The sequence below is a fragment of the Pseudomonas sp. SD17-1 genome, assembly GCF_029201585.1.
Taxonomy (GTDB): domain Bacteria; phylum Pseudomonadota; class Gammaproteobacteria; order Pseudomonadales; family Pseudomonadaceae; genus Aquipseudomonas; species Aquipseudomonas palmensis.
The window spans coordinates 2,297,009-2,319,751 of sequence record NZ_CP104044.1 but is presented as its reverse complement, the minus strand read 5'-3'; the positions used below and the strand labels follow the sequence as shown (position 1 = coordinate 2,319,751).

Sequence of the window (22,743 nt, the reverse complement as noted above, 5' to 3'; positions counted from 1 at the left end):
CCTTCATCCCCCCCTTGGTCAACGGCTTAGCGCTGGTCAGCCTCCAGCGACCTATCGGGCCTGCGCCGCTCGAGGGCGACCGCAAGCCCCGCCAGCAGAATGGCCAGCGCGTAGGCAAAAAGACCAAGGTTGACGCCCAGGATCATCTTCTCCGAACCGTCTGTGAGTACCATCGAGCCGCCGTAGCCATCGCGCAGCCAGTACGCCATCAGGAACCCGCCTGTGACGAACAGGGTCAGCAGGCTCGCCAGCCTCAGGTTATCGCGCCCCCACACCAGCCAGACGCTGTACGCACCAATGGCGGTATTGGTGAAGAGTTGCCAGGTTTCATGCAGGCGCGCGTGTGGCTCCCAGGCCTGATTGAAGACGTGGGTATCATTGATTTCGAGGATCGGTACCACGACGGCGTAAAACACGATACCAACGGTGACCATCAACTTCGCTATCATCGCAAACTTCCTTGTTCAGACCATGACGGGACTATTCGGCACTTTAGCGCCAAGTTGCGTATATCGCGACTTTTATGGATTCACTGTCCCTGAAGTACACTTCGCGGCATCAAACCGACAAGGCGAGACCATGAGCCTATCCATCAGGCAGGCCCTGGCAGAGGACATCCACCACCTGACAGGCATTGACGCTGTTGCACGCAACGATGAACGCCGCCGCGAGCAGCTTGCGCAGGCCATCCGCGCACGTGAGTGCTGGATTGCCTGCGAAGCGAACGACGCCGCCACCCCCTTGGGTTATGGTTGCCTGGACCGAAGCTTTTTCGGTGAGTACTTCATTCCCCTGGTGGTCGTTTCAGATGCATCCAGGCGCACCGGTGTCGGCCGCCAGCTGATGACACACCTGGAGCGAGTCGCCTCGGCGCAGAAGGTGTTCACATCCACCAACACCTCCAACCTGCCGATGCGCCAACTCCTGGCACAGCTGGGCTATCAACACAGCGGGACAATCGAAAACCTCGACCCGGGCGACCCGGAACTGGTGTTCGTGAAGTTCATGCGTTGAGTGGGCTTGTCGCCAGGCTTCTACAGAACAGAAAAGGATTTCATCGATGGCATTTTCCCCGACAGAACGTACTGCCCTGCTGGCGCTCAAGGGCGTAGGCCCCACCGTCATCAGCCGGCTCGAGCAGATGGGCATCGATTCCCTGGCCGAGCTGGGCAGATCGGATGTCACTGACATCCTTGCCCAGGCATCTGCCGCATTGGGCTCGACCTGCTGGAAGAACAGCCCCCAGGCCAGGGCCGCCATTACCGCAGCCGTGGACCTGGCCAGAGGGCTGGCCGACGGTGAGCCCGCGCGCTAGCGAACTCCCCATCGATGGCGGAACCGCCCGGCGCAGCACTGGTATCGCCCGGGCGAATCTTTCAAAACGAGACTCAGTGCAGGGTAATGAAAACCCTCACCCTGTAGTCTGCAGCGCTAACGCAACAATGATGCAACTACCAGGACCCGTGACCATGAAGTGCAAGTACCTGTTGCCCCTGGTGCTGCTGGCCGGCTGCACCACCCAGCCCAATCATCAGCCCAATCATCAAGGCATCGACTGGGGCCAGGGCACTTGCCCGGCCCCAGACCCGCAGAGCATCTCGCCCAACCACCAACTGGTGATCGAAGATGGCAAGACGCTCAAGTGCCAACTGCGCCCCTACGTGTCGAACATGGCATGCCAGGGCATCGTCGACAGCCAGAATGAAGGCGTCATCTGCCAGGACAACGTGGGCAACCAGATCATCTTTCTGTTCGACGACAAGGGCGTGCTGAGCCTGCATCGAAGCCTGAGATCACGCTAAGCCACCCGGTGCAATGGAACCGCAAATGACCGTATGGAACGCCCTGGGCGCCGCCCTGCTTGTCCTGGCCAGCAGCCACGCTGCGGCTGCCGAAAACGCCAATCCGTTCGATAAGGCGCTGATGTACACCACGTTCGTGCCGAGCATCCTGGTGGCGGGCACCACCGCGCTGACCTTCAATGCGCCCGATCTGTTCAAGTCGGCCAGAAGCGATGCGCTGGCCTTCGTTGGCTCGGATGGCCAGATACGCGGCGCACAGTTCGAGCAGGCGTCTCGGCATTATCGTGCGACCGCCCGGCCACCTTTGATGACAGATCGGCAGCTGGCTCAGGCGATCACCGCCACCTACTGACCAGGCGAGGGTTCAGGCACCGGACTCAGGATCGCTCGCAGGCACGTCGCGCGCCTCCTTTCTCTCATCGCCCTGCTCGCGCAATGGCGAGCCCGCATGCGGGTGGTCGTCGCGACTGTGGTTTCCTGCCTCGGGATGCTCGCTCAGTACCGAGTTGCCGGCCTCCACATCGGTCATGTCTTCTTCGACCGCCGCTTCGTCGTCAGGCGGCAGTGGCACCTCTGGCGCCTCGCGCCTTGGATCGTGACCGGTTTCGTTGTCGGTGGTGCGCGTAACGCCCTGCTGTGACCTGTTGCCAGGTGCGTTCTCGTCGATGTCCATGGTGCTTCTCCAGGCTGCTGCACGGGATGCCCGCGCATAAGCGTGAGAAGCTTCGAAGGGTGTGGGAGTGCCGGGCATTGGACGAACGGTGCGCACAAGCGCAGGGCACCGGCACCCCCACCGCGCAGTACGGGCTAGAGTTCAGCGCTCGATCGAATGGAGTCAATGAGATGCAGGTACAAGGACGATGTGACGCTGCTTTTGAACCGGTCCGCCAGGCCTTCGCCGCCATCCTGGAAGAGCCCCACGAGCGCGGTGGCGGTGTCTGCATACAGGTCGGCGGCAAGACCGTCGTAGACATCTGGGGCGGCGTGAAGGATGTGCACGGCCATGCCCCCTGGCAGCGCGATACCCTGGTCAACGCCTATTGCACCATCAAGCCGATCACCGCTGTGGCGGTACTCATGCTGGTGGAACGGGGCCGACTGGGTCTGGATGATCCCGTGGCCAAACACTGGCCTGAATTCGCCCGACACGGCAAAGAACGAATCACCCTTCGCCAGGTGTTGAGCCATACCAGCGGCTTGCCTGCGCTGCGCCTGCCGGATCGCACGCCCCACATGTACGACTGGAACCACATGGCCCAGGTGACAGCAGACGAACAACCGTGGTGGTCGCCAGGCACACAGGTGGGGTACGGCGCGACCACCTATGGCTGGATCATCGGCGAGTTGATCCGCCGCGTGGACGGTCGCGACGCCGGGGTTTTCATACACCAGGAGATCCTCGAACCCCATGCGCTGGATGTGTTCCTGGGCGTGCCTGCCGATCAGTTCAAGCGTATCGCTCACTTCGAGCATGCGCCCGGTCGAGTGGGTGACCGGTTCGCACAGGACCTGCGCACCCTCATCCTCAATGAGCCTGCGCATGTGGCGACCCTGGCATTCACCAACCCCAGCCTTTCACCCACCCGTACGGGTAATCCGCACTGGTGGGGCTACCACCAGCCGGGCGTCTGCAGCCATGGCAACGCCCATGGCCTGGCGGGCTTCTACAGTGCCCTGCTGCAAGGCAAGTTGTTGGGGCCACAACTGTTGAAGGCGTTCGGCACAGAGCAAAGTGCAGGGTTCGACCAGACCCTGCGGCGCCCCATGCGCTATGGCCTGGGTTGCATGATGGAACATGCCGCCGACCCTGACGCGTCCTATTGCATGGGGCCGCAGGCATTCGGTCATGTTGGGCTGGGCGGGCCGGTGGCGTTCGCAGACCCAGACCGGGAGATGAGCTTTGGTTTCGTGACCACCACCATGGGCAGCCATGTGCTGATGGACCCTCGCGCCAGAACGCTTGCGGCACTTGCCTTCGCAGCGGTTGAGTGACGCATCGTGCCAGCGCTTACCGGGCGCTGGCGTTTCAGTCCTGATCGGCCAGTTCGCAGACGCCATTCGCACGATTCTTGCCGGTGTACGACACATCCGGCGAGCCGTCGGGCCTGATGGTGAGCGACACGGTTATCCCGCTGCCCTTGGCTTCGAAATAGTTGTCGTTGACTTTCTTCAACGTAGCCTCTTTGCCATTGATATAGATCGGCCCGCCTTCATCGGCGTGAACCTCGATGTTGCCTGGGCAGGTGGCGTTAAGCAGCGGGATGTCCGCATGGGCAATGCCGGCAGCGCTCACCAGCAAGGCGCCCAACAGTAGCTGTTTCATCGAATTGTCTCCTGAGTCGGCCAGGTGCCGAAACATCAGCAATAGCTCACTTCAACGGTGCACGCCACCCTGGTGCAGGGGCGGATGAATCGAATGCGCTACCACAGCGATGGATTCAAGATGAAAAGAGCCCCTCTCGGTCAACCAGCAAAGTGGCTGCAAGCAAAATGCCACCAAGTGCAAGAATGTTCGGAGCTGTTTTAAAATGCGCACTTTGTCATTTCAAAGGAATGAACTAGTGGTAAGTCACAATGCCGTCGCGTGCCCACACTGTCACGGGCAAAATGTTCAACTGCTGTCCGTTATCCATGCCGCAGGCACCTCCCGCATCAAAACCACTCATCAAGTGCAATCCGGAGTAGGGCCAAGTGTTACGGTCGAGACGACGGGTAAACATCAGACTGACCTGGCCGCCAGCGTCTCTCCCCCACCAGGCAAACGCTTGCTGGGGCCCGTCATACTTACGATCGTGGGCTCCATCATCCTGTATGACGGCCTTAAACTCATGAACACCTGGTGGGGAGTCGATTGGACCAGGCTCTTCATTGGCGTTGCGTTCATTGCAATCGGCGTGATCGGTTTTGTTCGTCATTGGCGGTTCAACGTCGCGCAATACGACAAGTTGGAAGTCTGGCGCCGTAGTTGGCTTTGTCATGCTTGCGGCACCCGATTTGAGCCCTCATAACGTGTGAGGTCACTGTCCCGACGCGTACTTGAGCCCGTCTAGCGCGGGCTTTTTTTGAGCCATTTTTCTGCATGAGCATAATTTAAGGGCCGCCAGCTTCTGGTTGTACTCGTCGAGGCTCATGCCGCAGGCGCTGTCACCGTACTGGTTGGCCAGGTTCAGCTTTTGCTGGTTGATCCGGTCGGCGATGGTGGCGGCATCGGTCTGCTCATCACGCCCCTGGACATTGAAATAATGGTGGGTTGCCGGTATTGGTGAACATCAAGTCATCCGCAAGGCAAATCATGCAGCTAACGTTCCGACATCTCAGCGATGTTTCAACCGATGACATCATGGCGCTTAACAACAATCCAGATGTCTTACGCCAGATGCCCTTGGGCCGCCCCGACTTTGACGAAAAAAAATGCAAGGCATGGGTCGCCCAAAAAGAGGCCCAATGGGTCCTTAACGGATATGGGCCCTGGGCCTTCTTTGTCGAGAATGAATTTGCCGGTTGGGGTGGGCTACAGAAAGAGGGCGACGACGCCGATCTTGCCTTGGTGCTCCATCCACACTACTGGGGATTGGGAAAGGTAATTTTCAATGAAATCGTACGGCGCGCTGTTCAGGAGTTGAGGCTGGAGTCGATTACCCTACTGCTTCCACCAACCAGAGTTCGAATCAAAGGTGTACTGCGCCTAGGGTTTCGCCCTGACGGAGAAGTTGATATCGACGGTACGTACTTCAGGCGCTATCGGCTCCTTGTCGGTCCAAGCGCACAGCACCCGTAACCCTCCAACTCGCATGCAGAGGAGCAAGCGCGCCGCCTGAAAAGCCTGATGCGAGCTTCTAATAGATCGAGCTTAATCCAGCACTCCATTTATCACTTCGTAGATGATGCCAGTGGCAATAGCAACGAGAATCAAGTCTGTGCCAGCTTGTTGCCACTCATAGCCATCGTAGCGCGGTAGATGGCCGATAAGTCTTGCGTCGAGCTTTTTCGCGATGCCAGGAGGGAGCGGTTTTCCTCGTGCCAAGTTCTTCTGGATGCCAGGCGGTAGTGCTGGGCCTGGGGCCCAATAATTGTGGTAACTGTTCAGAACGTTCAGGACGCTGCCACGATCAATGTTCGGGCCGTGGTCCCAGTCATTTTGCCCTGAACGCGTTCCCTTAGCCCCGCTCCCCTGGTTGCCGTGGCCTTGAGCATTGTGAGCGTTACCCTTTCCGTTGCCTTGCCCTTTTCCATTACCGGGGTCAGCGCATGCGCCGACCGAGCCTGTAACTAAAACAAGGCTTGATAGCACTGAGATCAACGTTTTCGATTTGAGCATGGCCGTACTCTCAGAAAGGGGATAGCCTCTCCAATGTAGACGACGCTGTATGAAAAGGTTCATTCACCCCCATGCCGCATCCGGCCACGGAGGGCCACCAGAGTCACCATCTGCCTGCCAGGTAGAACATGCCTCCTGCAAACACAGTCAAGATGATGCCGTCCAGTACATCGCCAAATGCGGCGTTATCTGAACGCCATGCTTCGAGCTGTGCGGCTAGAAAGAAGATCGCAATGAACAACACGACGCCCGCGATGCGCCGCTGAACCTTGAACCTGGCTTTGTCGGTTCCGAACCACAGCATTCACGCCTCCTTCAGTAATCCATCCATAACCCCACGATAACTTTCGTAGGCGCTCAGGTCACGGAGGGCGGCGCATGCCGCCGCGAAGCATTACGTCTTGCCCCACCTGAATGCGCTCCCGCATTGACCCTGTTCCGACCGGTTGATGTTGATATTTGGGCCTCACTACACGGTGCAGGTGCTCGATGAAGATCGACCCGCAACCTTCGCCGAACTTATCAAGGCCGGGGACTACGGCCTGATGGAAAGCTTCACTGCGCACAAGCGCACCCTGAACCAGTTCAGGCGCTACACCGGTCGAGCAGAGGGTTTGTCGATCAGCTTCGAGCCTCACTTGCTCGGCTCCAAGATTGAGTTCGACCAGGACAGCAGCAGCCTGACTATCCGCAACCTGCCAACGCAGCTTACTGATCAACTGAAGCGCCGCGCGGCCTGCCCCTTCGGCGCCGCTCGCCAGTGCTTCAGCGCTTGTCATGGAGTTCGGGAGGCCAAGCGCTCATGAACCACATCATTCCGGGAATCATCACGTAGATCCAGTGCTTGCCAGGGTAAACGCAGATGCCGACAGTCCAGATGACGAGCAACGTACCGCCCGCTCGCCGACGCCGCCGCGGCGTGAACCATTCCTGAAATGCCTTATGCTTTTCCCGCAGTTTCACTACCACTCTCCCTGTTTGGTAAGCGGCGAAGCATAACACCAGCAGCGCTGCCCGCCAGCGCCTTCCCCCCATACGAAAACGCCGCCTGATGAGGCGGCGCTGACTGTAACGGACGTTACCAGGTCTTTGGCTCTGACTTTTTGTACGAGCCACCAGTCATGCACTTCTCGACCAGGGAAAGGGGAAATCACCAAGCGTGTTTATCGCCGAGTCGGCGAAGTGGTCAGCCCGACCAAGTAGAGGGCTGATGCGGAAACGATGCCTCAAGATGCGGAAACGATCAGGTTTTCTTTCGCCCAAAGAAAAACCCCGCAGACGTTAATCTGCGGGGCTTTCAATAATGGAGGCCGAGGTCGGAATCGAACCGGCGTAGACGGATTTGCAATCCGATAGAAGAACTCCCGCCAGCTGCGGCCTACGATGCGAAAATAGTTCCAAAACAAAATCGCAACCGATCGCCTACAGGCCGCGCTCTAGAAGGGTCCGCGTTTTAGTTTTGGAACCGATTTTCACCCCTCCTCCGGCGTCCTGCCGACAGAACAAATCCCCTCCCCGTGCAATTCGTCGCCTTGATTCGCCGCGCCCGCTCGACTGCATTACTGTATATACAGACAGTATTCGCAAGGTGACGAAAATGACCCAGGAAATTGAAGACTTTGACGGCTTCGGAGCGCCAACTGAGCTGGAGATGTGGAAGCACCAGGTGGTGCTCATGACGAATGAGGCCGAATACCTGACCCGAGAGCTGAGTAAGGCGCGCAGAAATATCGCCAAGCTTGTGGCAATGAACGAGGGGCTAACGAAGGACCTGCACGACTTACAGCTGAAATCTACCGGGCGAGTGCTCCCAGCGAGCTGCGCACTCAGTGGCGAGTTGCCGCCGGGCCTCCAAGCACAGCCTGCTGATACTCACTGACAGCCTGCATCAGCGCTTCGGCCTCAAGCCGCAAGCGGTCGACCTCTTCTGCCGCGGTAAGCGAATCTCGCGCTTCGTGATAGCGCCGCACCGCATCCATCGCTTGCTGCATCAGCGGCTCACCCGCCGCCATCTTCTCCTGCAAGTCGTCCATGCTGCCCTCCGATTTCGGTCAGGGCAGTATAGGCCTGTTCGCAGGTTGCTCCCCTTCCCCGGCTTTGATCAGCATCTGTCGCCAGGTCTCCCGCTCTTTCATCAGCGCGCTTGAGCACGTCGGCAAGCACCAGGGCGACGCGGGAAGCTGCCGCGCTTGCTGCGGCAGTGCAGGAATGGCCGCCGGCCGAACTGGTGATACGGTTGGCTGCTCGGTCAGCTTCATCCCGCAGGCTGAGATCAGCGCGAGCAGCGGCAGCATCAGCCACCGCACGGTCAATGATTTTCTGTCCATCCAGAATCGCCTTGTTCATTTGTTGTTGGTGGGCCTGCTCCTTGGTCCGCTCTGCAGCCTCGGCCAGGGCCCAAGCCTGTTTGTCCCCGGCATCGCGCGCAGCCCACCTGCTCTGCCACTCGGCGTCCATCGTCGTGCGCCCATGTTCATAGGCGCCCCAGTACGACGCCAGCAACAGCAGCAAGGCTGTCGCGCGCCAGGCCCATCCGCTCACGCCAGCCTCCCGCCGGCGGCGACGTAGTGCGCCAGCAGGTCATCCAGCTTGCGCTCATGCTGCCCGTACCCAGCGCCTGGCAGGCTGGCCCAGATGTTCCGGCACTTCGTGATTGCGGCCTGGATATGGCCGGCGTGCACGTCCGCCAGGGCGCCGCGCTCCTTGATCAGGTGCAGTGCCAGCTTGTCTTGGCTGGTGGGCCCGAAGTCGGGCAGCTTGAGCAGGTCGCGGTAGTGCGGCCAGTAGCGCTGGAGTTGCTGGTACCGGCCTGCGGCCGTGGACTTCAGGCCCTTGTTGTTCACGGTCACCAGCACGCCAGGATGGGTGCTGTAGCTCTTGAAGGTGTTCGGACTGTCGATGCCGCCAACCACCACGTCATAGCCGTCGTCGCGGGTGTGCTTGCTGATCGACGTGCCTTCGGACCATGCCAGCATGTCGAGGAAAGCGAGAGCGTTCTTGCTGCCCGCCAGTGAGTCGGAAATTCGAGCCATGTGTTTCTCCAGGCAATAAAAAACCCGCTCAAGGCGGGTATCGTTGTTCGGCTGTAGTCAGGCCGGCGGCACGGGCCAGTCGATGTCGACTGGGTATCCTGATTGCTCTGGCAGGCGGTTCAGCGCGACCCGGTATTTCTTCCAGGCCTTCAGCGCAGTGGCTTCAGCCTCGGTTGCGTCGTCGAGGTCGACCGCATCTTGCAGCGGTGCGATTGCCGAGTCGGCAACGCCTCGTCGACCGGCGATTTCTGCTTGCACGCCGGCCAGATGCTGCGCTGCAGCCGCATCCTGCTTCATCTCTGCCGTGACCATCTGGCTCCAGTCGATCGAGCCGATGGTATCTGGCCAGGAAACCTCAGACTGCTCAGGCCGGGGGTCGAAGTCTGTGGGGAGCTGCACGCGGCCATCTGGTGGATTGACGATATCCACCGGGAACCGCGACTGCGCGCTTGCCATCGGGCCATGAGGAAGCCTGACGGTCAACGTAAGCTCTCCGGCGACCCGCTCGATTGGCCCATACAGCCACGAGCAGTTCGTCGCAGTTGCAGGCAGCATCGCGCCGTCATGCACGCCTTCGAAATCGAGCTTCATGCCGTTGATCGTGATCGATTCGCCGCTCCTGCTGAGCACGAGTGTTTCGTCTGCACTGAACGGTGACAATTTAATGCGCATCAGTACCACCTCCCTTGCACAACAATGTTTATGGTTCTCACCGGTACGCCAGGGGATGAAGTGAAGTAGGCCTTCACACTGATGTTGTTGGGTTCTACCCGGCCCGCGACCAGAAATGAGTTGTTTAACGCGTCATTGCCGGAGAGGACAGCGCTGCCAGCAATGAACGTTACTGGGGTTGGGGTGCCGATATCGTTGGAGACGTGCAGGCCCGCGACAGGAGAAAAAGACGTGGTAGTTACTGCCATTTCGGCGGTGGCGGTGCCGTCCGCGTATTTGACGTACCTGCCATTTGCATTGCTGCCCTTCTCAAATATCGCACCCGTTGGTACGCCGCCCGATTGACTCACTGTGCCGACGATATCAGCCGTTGCGGCAGCCTTTAGGCCCAGGCCTGCCCTGGCGGTCGCTTGTGTGCTGCCGCCTGTACCGCCCTGAGCGACGCTCAGCGCGGTTGTCATGCCGGTCAGTGACGTGATGTCGCTATTCGCCCCGCGCGCCGCGGCGCCGATGTTCTCCCGAAGCTTCGGTGCAGTCGTGGCGACGCCGAGCACCGCCAGAGTCGAGCCGAACTGCTCGACGATCTGCCGAAGGCGGTCGGCTGATTCTTTGACATACCCCTTCATGGGCGCGAGGCCGTAGGTACCGGCCGCGATGGTGGCACCTTGATAGGCAGGATAAATTGAAAGCACTGTACCGCTTGCGATGTTCGTTACTTCATACCAACGGCCATCAGGCCCCTGCAAAGCATCGCCGACGCGAGAGTTCGCTGCGAAGTTTGTACCGGTACCGGTTACGGTGGTTTGTCCGGCCGCGATTGCGACCTTGCCTTCTCTGTACCAGGGCATAAATTCTCCAGGCAATAAAAAACCCGCCGCGGCGGGTAATGTTGTTTTCGAGTGCGACTGTTATGTCCCTGGCAAGCGGGCAAAAACAGCTCCGGGCTGACCCAGATCACTCCAGCCCGTGGTCCCGACTGAATAGATCTGCAGCCGGTTGATTGAGTAGTTGAATCTTGCACCACACCAATTTGCGAGGGCCTGGTTGGGTGCCATGAGCCCGCGAGAAAACGGGTTGATCATGAAGTACTCGTCCGAAGCCAGCGCCCCCACAGCAGCGCACAAGTAGTAATAGGCATTCCCCAGTGCCAGCTGGACCATGCCCTGATAGCTCCATGAGTTTGTGGCCTTGGTGAATATGATCGGAGTTGACCCGGAGTCGTAGATGATGACTCCGGCCTCGTCCCACATCCTCAACCCCCAACTCGCTGCTGAGCGGCTGGCAAATACAGCTGAAAACCACTTCCCGGTGGGCCGCCAGGTCACATTGCCGCTCTCGAGCCTGAAGCCTGTCCAGTTTCCTGGAGAGCCGGTAATTGTCATTTCCCGATAGAGAATGTCTGGCTGGTTCGGGGAGTTGCGAATGAAGATGCAGGGCGGCTCGGTCGTTCTTATCGGGGCCGGGAATGAGACGACTACAGTGCTTGAGCCTGTCGCGGAGTAAGTACCGCTGTACAGCGCGCACAGCCTCGGGTTGTTGGAGTCGATCTGCACGTAGTCATCGTCATTTCTAACGTAAAGTCCAAAGCTCAATTCTTGAACCTCATTACAAGAAGACGAAATTGAATGTGTGAGCCGTAATCCTCAGTGCCGGGCTGGTTCGGGTGCTTTGATCGCACGGTCACATTGCCTACCGCCACCCTCATATAGGGCATTGCGTTTTCGTTGAACTCGTTTTTGCGTGCAGTTGTTGGAAGTATCACGGCCGTGCATGTTGCCGGGTTGAACCCTGAAATGGGGACAGAAACGACTGCCCCATTTCCCGTCAGCGTGTAGGTTTGGCTGTGAAGAACTTGGTAGGTGAAGCTGTCGGTATCAAGCTCAACTACGCCGCCTTCACTGAATGTCCGTAGGCCATAGCTCATGCCGTTAGATCCCCAAGTTGCACGCGCAGTCGGTCATTGCTGTCGAAAACCTTCACGGCACGGTGCGTGATCGTGAGCCGTCCCTGCCCCGCGATAGCGCCGTTGATCTCGAGTGTTCCGTCCTTGTTCAGTCGCCACCCTTGGACGCCCGGCACGTAGTTCGTCGAACTGATGAAGCTCCCGATCTTGGCGTTCGTGATCGTGCCGTCAGCGATGAAGGCTGCCTGGATAAACGTCTGCCCATCCTGGATCGCGAAAAACGATGCGGGAGTGCCGTTGATGTCGTTGACCACGGCGAACCTGTCGGCATTGATGATGAACTGGCTCTGCAGGCCCGCTGGTCCGTTCTCGATGCCTAGGCCGATACCGGCGACAACGTACTTGCCTTGCGAGTTGAGCTGCATCTTCACAGCCCACATCGTCGAGGCCTTTTCATCGGCATTGACCTGGGCCTGGCTGATCGTCTGCACGGCCGCCGTCGTATCATTCATCGTTGCTTCGAGCGTCTCGGTCTTGCGCACGATGACTTCATCGCGAGAGGCGCTGACCTTCACTTCCTCTGCAAATGCCGCTGTCGCGTCCCACTGGTGGAGCGCGCCGGCCAGATCGCCTTCGGCATCGTCGTCACGAGCAGACGCCCGCAGAGCCTGCAGGCTCTCGGCCGTCGCCGTGACCTTGCCGTCGACGGTCTCGATGTTGGTCTTGTTCGTCTGCACCTGCTGTGCAAGGCCGTTGGCCGCTTGCACAGACTGACCGACATCGACCCAGAGGTTCGCGTTCGGCGGAGAATTTGCACCCGAGGCATCGGCAGGAACAGGGCCTTTTGCCTGGTAGATCCGACCATCGACCACGACCATCTGGTCTTTCACGTATGGCTCACCCGGGTCGTATGCCTTGAGCCCGTCCAGCGCATCGATCTGGTCTTGCAGGCCATCGATCTTGTCGACGACTTCTTTGCCCAGCTGGGTCTCGCCGATCTTGCCGGTAAGAGCCTGTAGCATTGTGGTTACGTCGGTCGAGGTTGAGGCGATGACCTTGAGGAACCCACTCACTCCATACGCGTTTCGAGCGCGGATGAAATAGAAGTAGTTGGTTGAGAAAGCCAGCGCCGTGTGCACCAGACTGAGCCCCTGCCCCAGGTACGCGGCCTGCCCAGCGGTCGCCAGCGGGTCCATGCTGAAGAAGTATTCATAGGTTCCACCGTTCAGGCCGTGCTGCACGTTGCTCGGGAACAGCGTGATCGTGTCGATCGTCGCCTGCACCGCGCACGCCTCGGGCACTGCTGGGCCGTTGATGTTGACCGTGATGCTGGCTTCACCCGAGCGCGTCAGCGGCCCCAGAGCCGCGACGCTCATCGTGTAGCTACCAGATGGCAGCCCCGCCAGTTCCAGCTGGACCGCCGTTGCCGGGATCTGGTGTGCCTGCACGGCGCGCGCGTCTTGCCGGACAGTCACGGCATACCCATTGACGATACCAAACGGTTGCACCCAACTCAGCACGCCCTGGGAGATCTCTGCGGTTTCGTGGGTGCTCCAGGCCAGGCCGGTAGGTGAACCCAGCCCCCCAGTTGGCAGATTGATGAAGCCGATAGGGTCGTAGGGTTTGCCCACTGCATCATCGAAAATGGCAGGCTCGTACTGCGAGACAGTGACGTTGCAGCCGTCGTCCGGCGCCATGTTCCAGTCGGTCACAATGAACTCGCCGACGATGTTCAGCGAAGGCAGATTCACTTTCACCACCCGCCCCGGGCGGCAGTTGTAGCCGGCGAAGTTCATCGGGAGCTGCAGTGATCCGCCGGCGCGGGCGCGCCGAACCTTGATGTTCGCCAGGCGCTGGGCCTGGTAGGCATCACTCACATAGCCCAGCGAGATCGACTCGGGCGCTTCGCCACCATCTTCGACAATCCACTGCTGTACACGCACCTCCGGGAAGTCCGTCTCGGCCCAAGCTTGCGAAGGATCGATGAAGGTGCCCGTGACGATGTTGATCGCAGCGTCATTAGTCACCTCGGTCGAACCCGACACAGTACCGATCACCATGTCCTCGGTGATCTCGAAGTCTGCCGGCCCGTAGTAGGCCCCGGCCTGCAACATCCACTTACCGCCCACACGGATCAGCTGGCCGGCACACGACTCCTCCAGCTTCTGGATCACCTGGGTGCGCTGCTCGTCCGCGCCGATCACGCAGCCTGTGCGGTAGCGGGTGCCCAGCCTGCCATCAGCGTTGACCACCGCTTCGTCGCAGACGTTTGCAGCGCTGGCGAAGGTCTCGAAGATGATCTCGTCATCCGGCACCTTGCAGCGCTCACGCAGGTACCAGAGCAAGTGCAGCGCGGTGTTCTCGCTGTACCTGGTGCGACCGATGCGCGGGTCGTACAGGTCGTTTCGCCCGCGCACTACAAAGCGCGCATCGGGAATGCCAGACGGGAATTTTTCAGTGTCGTGCTTCAGCGATACACGGACAAAGGACAGGCCGCGACCGATCTGCGAGTTCCTCCAGTCCCGGCAGTTGGCCTTGAGGAATGCGTTGACCTGTGTCGGGTTCACAATCAACTGGTACGAAGCGTTCGCGCCGTAGGTGGAGATATCTTCCTCGCCCAGGTAGACCGCCTCCAGCGCGTCAATCGCGCCTTCGCTAAGCACATAAACCAGATGGACCCATTCGCCGGTGCTTTGGCTGCCGGTCTGCTCCTGAGCCCATACCAGAACGCCACCGGTGCTGACCCGGCCCAGAATGAACCGTGCGGGCGCCTTGGACGAACGAACGGTCTGTGCGGACGGTTCACTGCTCGTGCCGTCAGCCTTGAGTGCAGCACCCTGCTGAGAGCCAACAAACAGGCCTACCGCGCCGCCGATCAGCGCAAAGCCAATGCCGCCGGTGACGAACCCCAGCGCAGCACCGGCCGCGACGAGGGCGACCTTCTTGACTGCCTTGCTCATTCAACCCTCCAGACGGCCAGAGGGTCGCAGGCAATCCGCCCTACTCCATCCTCGGCCACCGACCAGAACTCGCCCGCCCAAAACACAGCCACGCCCCGGCCGTTCTCGCCGTCGTACATCGCCACATCACCGCGCTGGATGAACGCGGGATCGATGCGCTGAAAGCACGCATCCCAGGCAGCGTCGAGCGAACCGTGCAACTTCTTGAGCAAACGCTTGGCGCCGGTCTCGGTGCGGTATCTGCCGCGGTACTGGGCGGCCGGGTCGACCCCGCAAACAGCAATCGCGGAGTCGGCAGCAAACAGGCAGCAGTCAAATTCGCCCCATGAAAAAGGCCGCTCGGAGGCGGCCTTGATGGTGTTGGCAAGCTGTGTTGTCCAGTCTCGATTGCGCATGGGCTACTCGTACTTGAATGAGGGTGCGTCCTTCTTGGCGCCCCAGTAGATTGGCCAGTCCGCCATCTGCGCGACGGCGAAGAAGAAGCGGTCGTCCTGGTACCGGGCCCGGTGGTTTTCGTCGGTCCAGCGCTCGGTGCCGGTGCGACTCCACTCGGCCATCCGGTCGATGATCGGCACCTTGATTGCGTTGCCGTCACTGCCGTTGCCGGCGTATGAGAACTGGGCCGCATCCATCCGGCCGCTGAAGAGAATGTCGGCTGCATACCCACCGGCCTGGTCGATCACGACGAACATGAGCTTGGCGTTGCGCCCACGGCAGCCTTTCAGGCTGGTCTCGGTGATGATCGTTGTGTCCAGGCCGTTGAGGGTGAGGTCGACGCTCATCGGCGAGCCCGAACTGCTGCTCTCCTGCGCCTCGCCGACTTCGCCAAACGAGCCGACGCCCTGGTAGGTGATGCCGTCGAGCACCAGGTCACCGGTACCGGTGTGGGCGAAGACCATGCCGTCAGGGAAATCCAGCTGGCAGGCGTACACCGCCATGAAGTTGCCTTGGGCGATGATGTCCACCACCCGCTGGCTGAAAGGGAATGCCCCTGCCATTAGAAAGCCTCCCGGAAATCGAGCGTGCCGTTCGCCACGAGGGGGCGCACGCTCAGTGCGTGGGTGTCGGAGGTCCTGCGCATCTCGGCGTAGGGCGCCCGGTATTCAACCGCGGCGCCGGCCGCGATCGTCTTGCGAATCCGCTTGTTGAGGTTCACCAGTACCTGGCCATTGGCGCCTGAAACAGCGTCATCGATGACCTCGAACATCTCGCCGGCGATCGTGATGTAGTCACCCATGGAGAACACCTGCTTGTTCGCCGTGACGCCGCCCAGGCGCATGAAGGAGGCCTGGGCGGTGGCGGTGACGACGAGCGGCGTGCCGATGAAGTCGGTGCGGGTACGGGTGAACGCCGGGAGGTTGAAGGTGCCGAACATGCCTTGCAGTCGCCCGATAAAGGCCGTCAGAACGCGCTCCTCATCGCGGGAGAGCGCCGAGAACGTCAACTGGCACTGCCAGTAGGCCCCCGGGTATCCAACAATCTGCTGAGCGTTGGAGAGCGACGACGTGAATGCACGGTTGTTGTAGACGACCCCCCACGTCATTTCATTCGGGCACAGGCCATCCGGCCATGCGATTGCCATGTACTTTTCTCCTGGTGGTCGATCAGCCTTTGCGCAGTTGCTGCCGCGCCGGTCCGTTGCTGCGGAAATCCTTCAGGACCATCTGGTACCCGGCCTGGGCCCCCTGCCTGGCGGCCTCCTGGATCCGGGCAAGCGTGGCCTCATCAGCAGACCCCTGAACCGATATGTGCTGCTGGATCGGCGGCATAGCGCTCCACTGGCCCTGTCCGCCATTGGCCTGAATGTCGCTCAGAGTTCGGTCCAGCTTGGCGCTGGTGCCGGCCGTGGTGACTCGCTCGCCCTTCTGCAACAGCCAGGTGCCTTCTCGCGGAATACTGTCGATGCCGTCGTGCGCCATACCCACCAGCGACAGGCTGCTGGCCAGCGCGGTGGTACTGGTGAGTGCTGCAGATGCAGGTGCGGCGTTCGCGCCGAACGATGCCAGCGAGGCCATGGCCGCCGCCGGCGCGTAGGCCGCGGCCATCGACGTGCCGGTGACAGCTGCCACCGCAGCCGAGGAAGCGGCGGCCGTGTCACCGATCGCGGCGTTGACCGCCATCTGCAGGCCGATCTTCACCAGCATGTGCAGCAGGTCGTTTGCGATGCCCTCGGCAAAGGCGCTGAAGTTGAACTTGCCGGTCTTCACGAAGTTGACCAGTTCGTCTTCCAGGCTGCCCAGAGCATTGCTGGTGACGCTATACATCTGCGACGACATGTCCTTGGCATTGTCGGAATAGTCCTGCCAGGCCGCGCGCGCGCCATCCGCCCAGTTGGATTCGGCAGCGTCAAGCTGGCTGTAGTAGTCCAGCTGGATGGCCAGGCGCTCGGCCAGTGCCTCCTCGAGCAGAGCTGTCTCCTTGTCGTAGCGAGACTTGGCATCTGGATCGCCGAGCAGGTCGGCCTCCTTGAACTGCTTGTACAGCTCGCTGCGTTGTTTCGCGAAGTCCTGCTCGATGGCCAGGTTCTCGCGCAGGCGGGAACGGAATTTCTCACCCTGCCCAGCGCCGGCGATCTCAAGCTCGAAGCCCTGGCGCACGATGGTGTTGCTGTCCTTCAGGTTCGCCGCGTAGGTCGCGAGCTTGAGGTCTTCCTGGTTCTGCTTCTGCAGCTTGACCTTGGCATCGAGCTCGGCGGCCAGGTCCTGCAGCACCTTCTTGCGCTCGGCGCTGACACCCTTCAGCTTGCCGGCCTCCAGCTCGAATGCGAGCTTGGCCACCTCGGTAGCCTTGCCCTGCTTGCCGGTGGTCTCGTCGATCAGAGCGATCTGCCGGCGGTAGCCCTCCTCGGCATCGATGCCGCGCTTCTTCAGGGCGTCGGCAGCGGCCTTGGATTTGGACTTGGCATCCTCCTCGGCCTTCTTGGTCGCTGCTGCCGCCTTGATTGCGGCGTCGGCGCGGCGCTGACCAGCCACCAGAAGGTCACCCTCGCCGGCCTTCAGACCCTCGACCAGGCCCGCCTTGATCCGCGCTTCGAGCTTGTCGGCTTCCGTGCGCTTGCCGGCCAGCACGATCTGCTCTTCGATCTTCTTGGCCATCTCGGTGTAGACCTTTGATGACTCAGCAACTGCGCCGGCAACAACTGGCCTTTCAATGATTCCGTTGAGCTCTGCAATCTTCGACTTCAGGTCATCAACAGCCTCATTTGCATCAACCGCTGCGCCTTTTGCCTGGACAAGATCGGCCTTCCATTTTTTAAGGCTGGGACTTCCTGGAAACCTTCGGATATTTTCGTTCAGCGTGAAAATTCGAGCATTGATAGCGTCCGCTGCCATCGTGGCGTCTTCAAGCTTTTTGGTGTAGTCAGGCAGCGCCGCCGCTGCCTGGTCAGCCTTAAGCGTGCTGAATGATGCGTTCAACTTGGCGATACGCTGGTCGAGTTCCGCCGAAGCCTTGTCCGCCTCGCTGGCTCGCGAAGCGAAGTAAACCAGTGCGCTGCCAGCCAGGAGCGCCACACCAACTGGCCCGCCGAGTAACGCCATAGCTGCTGATGCGGCTCGGGCAGATGCGGTCAGGGTTGCCAAGCCCGCTGCGGCTGATCGTGATACGCCCGCCATTCTTGAGAGGGTTGCCTGATACCGAGCAGTATCGTATTGGACAAGAGCAAACGATGCGGCAGCCTTCACTGCAGCGGAGGCAAGCCTCACAGAAAGAACGCCGGCAAGAACTATGGCGGCCTGTGCCGTCACTTCAATTGCTTGCTTGGCTGCGGGCGATGAAAGCACTTCGTTAAGCGCGTTCACTGCATTCTTCGCGCCCTCAAGGCTACCATCGCCCGTCAGAAGGCCAGAGATTGTGTTCTGCAGCGCGGTCAGAGAGCCGCCGAAAGTATCCCTGGCTGCGGCAGCTGCCCCTGAATATGACTCCTCCAGTGCATCTAGGATGATCCCCTGGGCCCCGGCCACATTGCCAGTAGACTCCATCGCCAGAGCCATTTTTTTCTGTTCATCGGTGAAGCGGAACCCCTGCTTGCTGAGGGAGGTGAGGCCCTTCGACGGAACGTCCAGCGCACGCCCGATTGTCTCGGCAGCGTCTTTAACTGTCACCCCAGTTCGGGTCGCCATATCCGCTGCGGACTGCAGTGCACGGTTGAACTGGTTTCCTACCACACCAGTGAAAGCCAGAAGGGTTGTTTGGGCTTGATTGATGTCGCCGCCAGAAAATGTGGTCGCCCGCTCCATAGCGGCGGCCATCCCATTGAGCTGATCGCGGTTGAATCCCGCTGACTCACCGGTCGACCGAAGGACAGCACTGAGCTGTGCCTGCTCCCGCTCAGCGTTTCTCGTTTCCGAGACAAAGCGCCCGAAGATGCTCGCTACCGACAGGCCTGCTACGACACCCGCCGCAACCTCGCCCAACGCACTCCAGGCAAACTTCGCCTGATTGGCAGCGTCGGCCATCTCTTTGGAGGAGGTTTTGGCCGCCCTTGAAGCCTTTTCCATAGGCCCGGTGAAACCACCAATCCTTGCGATGAGGTCTAAGGTCAGCGTTCCAAGGGACCCTGCCATACATTTCTCCAGGCAAAAAAAAGCCCGCACGAGGCGGGCTATCGAGTTGCGAAAGCTGCTTAAGACTTTTCTTTTGCAGCCACGCTTGCATCTTGAGCGAAGAAGCAGGCATGCCTCGCCGCGCTCATCATTGCAGCGAACAAAACCGCATAAATAGCGGAAGCTACCGATCCAAATATCACAGGCCAGTTGATAACTTGCTTGCCCGCGGACAGGTAATCATTGGCACCTGAAATGCCGACCATGCCGAAGTTATAGATGGATATGAAAGCTCCGATGGTTACCAGTACAGCCATTATCTTGGCGACTGCCACGCACAAATCCAAACCAACCCTGTTCATACGCCCTCCTATTGAAAGGGGCGAATCTACCACTACTCTACACAGGCCCCAAATCAGACCCAGTTGTCCATCGCCTCTTCCAGCGTCTCGACCCTTGGGTCCATGTGCGGAGAAAAGTCCTGGGCATACAGCCGAGGGGCGTCCTTGCCGGTCTTGGCGTTGAAGTACATGGCCTGGAACTGGGCCAACGTGGCCTCGAGGCGCATGCCAGGGTGGAGCGATCCGCGCTTCTGGCGGAACCTCACCCAGACCAGGAACTCGGGATAGGTCATGTTCTCCTGCGCCTCGGCAATGGTGCGGCCGCCTATCCCATTCATCACCAGCTCGCACCATAGTTCGTCGATCGGCTCTAGCGCTTCTTCTTTCCCGGGGCGGCGCCGTTCTGCACTTCACCAATGGCGATCAGCAGCAGGTTGGTCAGATCGGGATCGAGAGCCCCCTTCTCCGGATCGGCCTCGCCGGTGATGTCGTTCACGGTGAACACCGGCTTGCCCTCTGCATCGCAGATGCTGGAAGCGATGCGGCAGGCCAGTGGGTCGGCGCCGCGGTGCGCGGCAATGTCGCCCACAGCCGTCTGGTAGGACAGCGGGCGCACGTAGCAAGTGAACTTGCTGCCGGCCCACTCGATCTCCTTGGCCACCGGGCGGGCCGTGAAGGCCTTGGCCTTCTTCAGGTTTGCAATGCTCAGCTCGGTCATGCGGTCACCTTACGAATCCAGGCGGACCCGCCCGAGCGCTGGATCGCGACGGTGGACGCCACCACGGCGTTCAGTGCGAAGTTGAACGGGAAGTCGGCAACGTAGCCGGAGAAGGTGAACCAGGTGCGCGACGGCGGCAGAACGAAGTCGGACTCCTCGCTGATCTCTGCTGCTGCAGCTGCCCCGGTCCCGGTGCCGCCGGCGAAGGTGATGTTCGGCGCGCTGGTGTAGCCGCTGCCTGGGTTGGTGATGTTGATGCTCACCACCTCACCATCATCAACTACGGCTGTTGCCGTCGCACCGGTACCACCACCACCGCTGATACTGACGGTCGGCGCGCTGGTGTAGCCGCTGCCGGCATTGGTCACAGCGATCACCGCCAGGCTGCCGGCCGAAACGGCGGTTGGGGCTGCAGTGCCGTCCGCCCAGCCCACGGCCCAGTGCACCGTGGTGTCGCCATCGGCTTCGGACATCTGGTGCAGGCGGATGTGGCTCGGGTTGTTCGGGTCGGCGTTCAGGCCCAACGAGGCCTGGCCAGGGGTGCGCAGGCCTTTCTTGTAACTGCGCTCCTTGGCCACCAGGCAGGTGTCCTCGATCTGCTCCGCCGGCGCGCCGCCGGGTTCGAAGCTGGTGGCGCACTCCACCTCCATGACGGTGCGGGGCCCGGTACCGGACACCGGCGGCACCTGGGCGTAGATCTGGGTTCCTTGCGTGAGGATCGACATGTCGTTCTCCAAATGTCGGGCATAAAAAAGCCCGCACAAGGCGGGCGGGGTTTTACGGGTGCAGGTCAGCGCTTGAGAATCCAGGCAGCATCAAAGCCTGCCCGACAGCTCTCGGTCGTAGGGTCGCGCGACTCGGCGCCCCACCGGGTGATATAGGCGTGGAGCTCGATGGCGTCGCGGATCGCATCACGCACCTGGCGGGCGACATCCCCTGTTTTCGCGTACACGTCGACTTGCAGGGTGAGGCCGTCAACGTCTGGGCGACCGGCCAAGTAGTTCTCTGGCGACCCAGTGACCACCTGCCAGACCGCGTAGGGCTTGGCGACCCCCTCGGGCGCTTCGCCGAACGAGTAGAGCCGAGTGTCCAGGCCGGCGCCCAGCAGCGCGCCGACAGCCGCGTCTGCAGAGCAGAGATCGAAGATCGGTGCACGCATCAGGCAGATACCCCATTCCTGAGTGCCCGCCTGATCGCACGATCAACGGACTTCTCGTATTCAGTGATGAAAGTGTTGGTCGCCTCGCTGATACTGTCGGCCAGCGCCGGGCGCATGAACGGCACTGCCGCCATGTTCTCGGTACCGAACTCCAGCAGACGCCAGTGCGGCGTCGGTGCATTCTGGCTCAGGTCGCCGCCGCTCTTGAGCACGGCGCCGTGCAGCACGCCGATGCGAAAGCCGAGGTCGCCGGTAGATCGGAACAAGCGGCCATTCCAGCGCAGCGCGATGTTGTCCGAGATTGCCCGGCCAGTTTCCTTGTCGTCGATCCGCTCCGCGCCTTCCTTGGCCTTGGCCATGATGACCTGGGCAGCCTTGCGCAGCGCGGCCCTGCCGCCCTTGCGCTTCACGTCGTAGCTGACGGCCTCCAGCTTGCCCAGCAGGCTGTCCAGCCCGATCAGGCTGAATTCGACTGTTTCAGCCATCCTTCACCCCCTTCGAAGTCAGAATGGTCAGGTAGTCCAGCCCAGAGTCAGGGTCGGCAAGTGGCGGCCCGACGATGCTGTAGATCTCGTCGCGGTAAATGATGCGCATGGTCGGCTGTACGCCAGGCCGGTACCGAATGACCATCCGGCTGGTTGCCTCTGCCTGGCCGGCCTTGGCGGCAATGAAGTCCCGCGCAGACAGGTCCTCTACACTCGCCGGGCATTTGGGCCAGCGCGTCACCCAGACAGGCTCGCCGAACTCACCGTTGGGCTGGCGTACCGGCACCAGCTCCTGGATATCGATGCGGTGCCGCAACCGGCCGGCGCGCATTACACACCCATCCGGATACGGTAAGGCATCAGCAGGTGCTGGGACGCCAGCGGCAGCTCGGTTGCAATAGTGCCGGTGACCACCTCCTCGCGGTTGGCGAACAGGTGGCCGAGCTTCAGCAGGCAAGCAGACTGGATGGCGGCGTTGATCACCATGCCGTAGGCGATCGCGTCGGCCTGGTCGTAGGCGTCGGCCAGTGCTTTGCGGGCGTACTCCAGCAGACGGCAACGTGCGGCGTGATCCTGCTCCGCCTCGGCTGCAGCGACCCCCTCACTGTTGGCCTCGCGCGCTGCCTGCATGTGTCCCGGCAATGCTGCTTTGGCCGCGTCTAGCGCCACCTGGTCCAGGTAGAAGCGGCGATTCAGAAACTGCATCGCCGCCTCCTCCGCCGCATCAAGATAGGCCTGCACCAGCGCCTGGTCTTCCGGCTCGGCCAGCAGGTGATGCATGGCCAGGTCGATGCTGATCACGGCCATGA

At 60.7% G+C, this 22,743-nt stretch carries 30 protein-coding genes and 4 pseudogenes; 7 read left to right on the top strand and 27 right to left on the bottom strand.

Annotated elements, in window-relative coordinates; all coding sequences use genetic code 11:
- Positions 1-26 precede the first annotated feature (26 nt).
- The gene (locus N0B28_RS10535) at positions 27-449 is read right to left on the bottom strand and encodes a hypothetical protein (protein ID WP_058540370.1); all 423 of its coding nucleotides are present in this window, start codon (positions 447-449) and stop codon (positions 27-29) included.
- Positions 450-579: 130 nt separating this feature from the next.
- Here N0B28_RS10535 and N0B28_RS10530 point away from each other — a divergent pair, with 130 nt between their 5' ends.
- The 4 genes from N0B28_RS10530 (at position 580) to N0B28_RS10515 (ending at position 2,154) form a co-directional block, all read left to right on the top strand.
- On the top strand, positions 580-1,014 hold the full coding sequence (locus tag N0B28_RS10530) for a GNAT family N-acetyltransferase (RefSeq protein WP_116053619.1): 435 nt from the start codon (positions 580-582) through the stop codon (positions 1,012-1,014).
- Between the two features lie 46 nt (positions 1,015-1,060).
- Positions 1,061-1,315 carry a hypothetical protein gene (locus N0B28_RS10525; protein ID WP_058540372.1) on the top strand — a complete coding sequence of 85 codons (255 nt, stop codon included), beginning with the start codon at positions 1,061-1,063 and terminating at the stop codon, positions 1,313-1,315.
- A 154-nt stretch (positions 1,316-1,469) separates the two neighbouring features.
- Complete coding sequence (locus N0B28_RS10520; protein WP_043861710.1) at positions 1,470-1,802, top strand: hypothetical protein; 333 nt, start codon at positions 1,470-1,472, stop codon at positions 1,800-1,802.
- A gap of 25 nt (positions 1,803-1,827) precedes the next feature.
- Entirely contained in the window at positions 1,828-2,154 is a 327-nt protein-coding gene (locus tag N0B28_RS10515) for a DUF2388 domain-containing protein (RefSeq protein ID WP_043861709.1), read from the top strand.
- Positions 2,155-2,283: 129 nt separating this feature from the next.
- Here N0B28_RS10515 and N0B28_RS26270 read toward each other — a convergent pair.
- Positions 2,284-2,475 (bottom strand): annotated as a pseudogene (locus N0B28_RS26270) (hypothetical protein); the annotation flags it as partial.
- Positions 2,476-2,645: 170 nt separating this feature from the next.
- Here N0B28_RS26270 and N0B28_RS10505 point away from each other — a divergent pair.
- Positions 2,646-3,794, top strand: coding sequence for a serine hydrolase domain-containing protein (locus tag N0B28_RS10505; RefSeq protein ID WP_275731737.1), 1,149 nt, complete (start codon positions 2,646-2,648; stop codon positions 3,792-3,794).
- A 34-nt stretch (positions 3,795-3,828) separates the two neighbouring features.
- Here N0B28_RS10505 and N0B28_RS10500 read toward each other — a convergent pair whose 3' ends face one another.
- Together N0B28_RS10500 and N0B28_RS10495 are read right to left on the bottom strand one after the other, a co-directional pair.
- Positions 3,829-4,125: a hypothetical protein gene (locus N0B28_RS10500; protein ID WP_078481849.1), complete on the bottom strand. Its 297-nt coding sequence runs from the start codon at positions 4,123-4,125 to the stop codon at positions 3,829-3,831.
- A gap of 235 nt (positions 4,126-4,360) precedes the next feature.
- Positions 4,361-4,780 (bottom strand): hypothetical protein, encoded by a 420-nt coding sequence (locus tag N0B28_RS10495; protein WP_147303867.1) that lies wholly within the window; start codon positions 4,778-4,780, stop codon positions 4,361-4,363.
- Between the two features lie 314 nt (positions 4,781-5,094).
- On the opposite strand from N0B28_RS10495, the gene N0B28_RS10490 reads away from it, so the two are divergent.
- Complete coding sequence (locus N0B28_RS10490) at positions 5,095-5,580, top strand: GNAT family N-acetyltransferase (RefSeq protein WP_043861704.1); 486 nt, start codon at positions 5,095-5,097, stop codon at positions 5,578-5,580.
- A gap of 72 nt (positions 5,581-5,652) precedes the next feature.
- Here the strand turns inward: N0B28_RS10490 and N0B28_RS10485 are convergent, their stop codons facing one another.
- Positions 5,653-6,120, bottom strand: coding sequence for an anti-virulence regulator CigR family protein (locus N0B28_RS10485; RefSeq protein WP_082405690.1), 468 nt, complete (start codon positions 6,118-6,120; stop codon positions 5,653-5,655).
- A gap of 103 nt (positions 6,121-6,223) precedes the next feature.
- Positions 6,224-6,424, bottom strand: a complete 201-nt coding sequence (locus tag N0B28_RS10480; protein WP_100632513.1) for a hypothetical protein — start codon at positions 6,422-6,424, stop codon at positions 6,224-6,226.
- 175 nt (positions 6,425-6,599) lie between these two features.
- Here N0B28_RS10480 and N0B28_RS10475 point away from each other — a divergent pair.
- Positions 6,600-6,926, top strand: a pseudogene (locus N0B28_RS10475) (nucleoid-associated protein); the annotation flags it as partial.
- A gap of 1,020 nt (positions 6,927-7,946) precedes the next feature.
- On the opposite strand, the gene N0B28_RS10470 reads toward N0B28_RS10475, so the two are convergent.
- The 21 genes and pseudogenes from N0B28_RS10470 to N0B28_RS10370 form a co-directional block, all read right to left on the bottom strand.
- Positions 7,947-8,153 (bottom strand): hypothetical protein, encoded by a 207-nt coding sequence (locus N0B28_RS10470; protein ID WP_254506177.1) that lies wholly within the window; start codon positions 8,151-8,153, stop codon positions 7,947-7,949.
- A complete protein-coding gene (locus N0B28_RS10465) occupies positions 8,119-8,631 on the bottom strand; it encodes a DUF2514 family protein (RefSeq protein WP_275731732.1) in 513 nt (170 codons plus the stop codon). Before N0B28_RS10465 ends, N0B28_RS10470 begins: the two co-directional genes overlap by 35 nt.
- Positions 8,632-8,657: 26 nt before the next feature.
- Positions 8,658-9,152, bottom strand: a complete 495-nt coding sequence (locus N0B28_RS10460; RefSeq protein WP_078481928.1) for a glycoside hydrolase family 104 protein — start codon at positions 9,150-9,152, stop codon at positions 8,658-8,660.
- A gap of 57 nt (positions 9,153-9,209) precedes the next feature.
- Positions 9,210-9,824, bottom strand: a complete 615-nt coding sequence (locus tag N0B28_RS10455) for a tail fiber assembly protein (RefSeq protein WP_275731730.1) — start codon at positions 9,822-9,824, stop codon at positions 9,210-9,212.
- On the bottom strand, positions 9,824-10,672 hold the full coding sequence (locus tag N0B28_RS10450) for a hypothetical protein (RefSeq protein WP_275731729.1): 849 nt from the start codon (positions 10,670-10,672) through the stop codon (positions 9,824-9,826). Before N0B28_RS10450 ends, N0B28_RS10455 begins: the two co-directional genes overlap by 1 nt.
- 60 nt (positions 10,673-10,732) lie before the next feature.
- The gene (locus tag N0B28_RS10445) at positions 10,733-11,377 is read right to left on the bottom strand and encodes a hypothetical protein (RefSeq protein WP_275731728.1); all 645 of its coding nucleotides are present in this window, start codon (positions 11,375-11,377) and stop codon (positions 10,733-10,735) included.
- A 35-nt stretch (positions 11,378-11,412) separates the two neighbouring features.
- Positions 11,413-11,748: a hypothetical protein gene (locus N0B28_RS10440; protein ID WP_275731727.1), complete on the bottom strand. Its 336-nt coding sequence runs from the start codon at positions 11,746-11,748 to the stop codon at positions 11,413-11,415.
- Complete coding sequence (locus tag N0B28_RS10435) at positions 11,745-14,687, bottom strand: phage tail protein (protein ID WP_275731725.1); 2,943 nt, start codon at positions 14,685-14,687, stop codon at positions 11,745-11,747. Before N0B28_RS10435 ends, N0B28_RS10440 begins: the two co-directional genes overlap by 4 nt.
- Positions 14,684-15,082: a hypothetical protein gene (locus N0B28_RS10430; RefSeq protein ID WP_078479990.1), complete on the bottom strand. Its 399-nt coding sequence runs from the start codon at positions 15,080-15,082 to the stop codon at positions 14,684-14,686. Before N0B28_RS10430 ends, N0B28_RS10435 begins: the two co-directional genes overlap by 4 nt.
- A 3-nt stretch (positions 15,083-15,085) precedes the next feature.
- Positions 15,086-15,685 (bottom strand): hypothetical protein, encoded by a 600-nt coding sequence (locus N0B28_RS10425; protein WP_104572171.1) that lies wholly within the window; start codon positions 15,683-15,685, stop codon positions 15,086-15,088.
- Entirely contained in the window at positions 15,685-16,269 is a 585-nt protein-coding gene (locus N0B28_RS10420) for a hypothetical protein (protein WP_275731722.1), read from the bottom strand. Before N0B28_RS10420 ends, N0B28_RS10425 begins: the two co-directional genes overlap by 1 nt.
- 22 nt (positions 16,270-16,291) lie before the next feature.
- Positions 16,292-19,252 carry a phage tail tape measure protein gene (locus N0B28_RS10415; protein ID WP_275731720.1) on the bottom strand — a complete coding sequence of 987 codons (2,961 nt, stop codon included), beginning with the start codon at positions 19,250-19,252 and terminating at the stop codon, positions 16,292-16,294.
- A gap of 59 nt (positions 19,253-19,311) precedes the next feature.
- Positions 19,312-19,593 carry a hypothetical protein gene (locus tag N0B28_RS10410; RefSeq protein WP_104572168.1) on the bottom strand — a complete coding sequence of 94 codons (282 nt, stop codon included), beginning with the start codon at positions 19,591-19,593 and terminating at the stop codon, positions 19,312-19,314.
- 53 nt (positions 19,594-19,646) lie between these two features.
- Positions 19,647-19,910: a hypothetical protein gene (locus N0B28_RS10405; RefSeq protein WP_275731718.1), complete on the bottom strand. Its 264-nt coding sequence runs from the start codon at positions 19,908-19,910 to the stop codon at positions 19,647-19,649.
- Positions 19,911-19,942: 32 nt separating this feature from the next.
- Positions 19,943-20,290, bottom strand: coding sequence for a phage tail assembly chaperone family protein, TAC (locus N0B28_RS10400; protein ID WP_104572166.1), 348 nt, complete (start codon positions 20,288-20,290; stop codon positions 19,943-19,945).
- Positions 20,287-20,451, bottom strand: a pseudogene (locus N0B28_RS10395) (phage tail tube protein); the annotation flags it as partial. The pseudogene N0B28_RS10395 and the gene N0B28_RS10400, both read right to left, overlap by 4 nt.
- A 240-nt stretch (positions 20,452-20,691) precedes the next feature.
- Positions 20,692-21,015 (bottom strand): annotated as a pseudogene (locus N0B28_RS10390) (phage tail tube protein); the annotation flags it as partial.
- A 65-nt stretch (positions 21,016-21,080) separates the two neighbouring features.
- The gene (locus N0B28_RS10385) at positions 21,081-21,449 is read right to left on the bottom strand and encodes a DUF3168 domain-containing protein (RefSeq protein WP_104572164.1); all 369 of its coding nucleotides are present in this window, start codon (positions 21,447-21,449) and stop codon (positions 21,081-21,083) included.
- Positions 21,449-21,934, bottom strand: a complete 486-nt coding sequence (locus tag N0B28_RS10380; RefSeq protein ID WP_275731715.1) for an HK97-gp10 family putative phage morphogenesis protein — start codon at positions 21,932-21,934, stop codon at positions 21,449-21,451. The genes N0B28_RS10385 and N0B28_RS10380 overlap by 1 nt, the downstream gene beginning before the upstream one ends.
- Complete coding sequence (locus N0B28_RS10375; RefSeq protein ID WP_236176128.1) at positions 21,927-22,265, bottom strand: phage head closure protein; 339 nt, start codon at positions 22,263-22,265, stop codon at positions 21,927-21,929. Before N0B28_RS10375 ends, N0B28_RS10380 begins: the two co-directional genes overlap by 8 nt.
- A complete protein-coding gene (locus N0B28_RS10370) occupies positions 22,265-22,741 on the bottom strand; it encodes a head-tail connector protein (RefSeq protein WP_275731700.1) in 477 nt (158 codons plus the stop codon). Before N0B28_RS10370 ends, N0B28_RS10375 begins: the two co-directional genes overlap by 1 nt.
- Between the last annotated feature and the right edge of the window lie 2 nt (positions 22,742-22,743).

What these genes read in the sequence shown, in the direction of transcription:
- N0B28_RS10370 (WP_275731700.1), bottom strand. Translation starts at nt 22,741, where the DNA reads ATGGCCGTGATCAGCATCGACCTGGCCATGCATCACCTGCTGGCCGAG.
- N0B28_RS10405 (WP_275731718.1), bottom strand. Translation starts at nt 19,910, where the DNA reads ATGAATGGGATAGGCGGCCGCACCATTGCCGAGGCGCAGGAGAACATG.
- N0B28_RS10430 (WP_078479990.1), bottom strand. Translation starts at nt 15,082, where the DNA reads ATGCGCAATCGAGACTGGACAACACAGCTTGCCAACACCATCAAGGCC.
- N0B28_RS10525 (WP_058540372.1), top strand. Translation starts at nt 1,061, where the DNA reads ATGGCATTTTCCCCGACAGAACGTACTGCCCTGCTGGCGCTCAAGGGC.
- N0B28_RS10515 (WP_043861709.1), top strand. Translation starts at nt 1,828, where the DNA reads ATGACCGTATGGAACGCCCTGGGCGCCGCCCTGCTTGTCCTGGCCAGC.
- N0B28_RS10400 (WP_104572166.1), bottom strand. Translation starts at nt 20,290, where the DNA reads ATGACCGAGCTGAGCATTGCAAACCTGAAGAAGGCCAAGGCCTTCACG.
- N0B28_RS10485 (WP_082405690.1), bottom strand. Translation starts at nt 6,120, where the DNA reads ATGCTCAAATCGAAAACGTTGATCTCAGTGCTATCAAGCCTTGTTTTA.
- N0B28_RS10500 (WP_078481849.1), bottom strand. Translation starts at nt 4,125, where the DNA reads ATGAAACAGCTACTGTTGGGCGCCTTGCTGGTGAGCGCTGCCGGCATT.
- N0B28_RS10415 (WP_275731720.1), bottom strand. Translation starts at nt 19,252, where the DNA reads ATGGCAGGGTCCCTTGGAACGCTGACCTTAGACCTCATCGCAAGGATT.
- N0B28_RS10385 (WP_104572164.1), bottom strand. Translation starts at nt 21,449, where the DNA reads ATGCGTGCACCGATCTTCGATCTCTGCTCTGCAGACGCGGCTGTCGGC.
- N0B28_RS10455 (WP_275731730.1), bottom strand. Translation starts at nt 9,824, where the DNA reads ATGCGCATTAAATTGTCACCGTTCAGTGCAGACGAAACACTCGTGCTC.
- N0B28_RS10460 (WP_078481928.1), bottom strand. Translation starts at nt 9,152, where the DNA reads ATGGCTCGAATTTCCGACTCACTGGCGGGCAGCAAGAACGCTCTCGCT.
- N0B28_RS10380 (WP_275731715.1), bottom strand. Translation starts at nt 21,934, where the DNA reads ATGGCTGAAACAGTCGAATTCAGCCTGATCGGGCTGGACAGCCTGCTG.
- N0B28_RS10505 (WP_275731737.1), top strand. Translation starts at nt 2,646, where the DNA reads ATGCAGGTACAAGGACGATGTGACGCTGCTTTTGAACCGGTCCGCCAG.
- N0B28_RS10435 (WP_275731725.1), bottom strand. Translation starts at nt 14,687, where the DNA reads ATGAGCAAGGCAGTCAAGAAGGTCGCCCTCGTCGCGGCCGGTGCTGCG.
- N0B28_RS10535 (WP_058540370.1), bottom strand. Translation starts at nt 449, where the DNA reads ATGATAGCGAAGTTGATGGTCACCGTTGGTATCGTGTTTTACGCCGTC.
- N0B28_RS10440 (WP_275731727.1), bottom strand. Translation starts at nt 11,748, where the DNA reads ATGAGCTATGGCCTACGGACATTCAGTGAAGGCGGCGTAGTTGAGCTT.
- N0B28_RS10495 (WP_147303867.1), bottom strand. Translation starts at nt 4,780, where the DNA reads ATGACAAAGCCAACTACGGCGCCAGACTTCCAACTTGTCGTATTGCGC.
- N0B28_RS10480 (WP_100632513.1), bottom strand. Translation starts at nt 6,424, where the DNA reads ATGCTGTGGTTCGGAACCGACAAAGCCAGGTTCAAGGTTCAGCGGCGC.
- N0B28_RS10375 (WP_236176128.1), bottom strand. Translation starts at nt 22,265, where the DNA reads ATGCGCGCCGGCCGGTTGCGGCACCGCATCGATATCCAGGAGCTGGTG.
- N0B28_RS10425 (WP_104572171.1), bottom strand. Translation starts at nt 15,685, where the DNA reads ATGGCAGGGGCATTCCCTTTCAGCCAGCGGGTGGTGGACATCATCGCC.
- N0B28_RS10530 (WP_116053619.1), top strand. Translation starts at nt 580, where the DNA reads ATGAGCCTATCCATCAGGCAGGCCCTGGCAGAGGACATCCACCACCTG.
- N0B28_RS10470 (WP_254506177.1), bottom strand. Translation starts at nt 8,153, where the DNA reads ATGGACGACTTGCAGGAGAAGATGGCGGCGGGTGAGCCGCTGATGCAG.
- N0B28_RS10420 (WP_275731722.1), bottom strand. Translation starts at nt 16,269, where the DNA reads ATGGCAATCGCATGGCCGGATGGCCTGTGCCCGAATGAAATGACGTGG.
- N0B28_RS10520 (WP_043861710.1), top strand. Translation starts at nt 1,470, where the DNA reads ATGAAGTGCAAGTACCTGTTGCCCCTGGTGCTGCTGGCCGGCTGCACC.
- N0B28_RS10450 (WP_275731729.1), bottom strand. Translation starts at nt 10,672, where the DNA reads ATGCCCTGGTACAGAGAAGGCAAGGTCGCAATCGCGGCCGGACAAACC.
- N0B28_RS10490 (WP_043861704.1), top strand. Translation starts at nt 5,095, where the DNA reads ATGCAGCTAACGTTCCGACATCTCAGCGATGTTTCAACCGATGACATC.
- N0B28_RS10410 (WP_104572168.1), bottom strand. Translation starts at nt 19,593, where the DNA reads ATGAACAGGGTTGGTTTGGATTTGTGCGTGGCAGTCGCCAAGATAATG.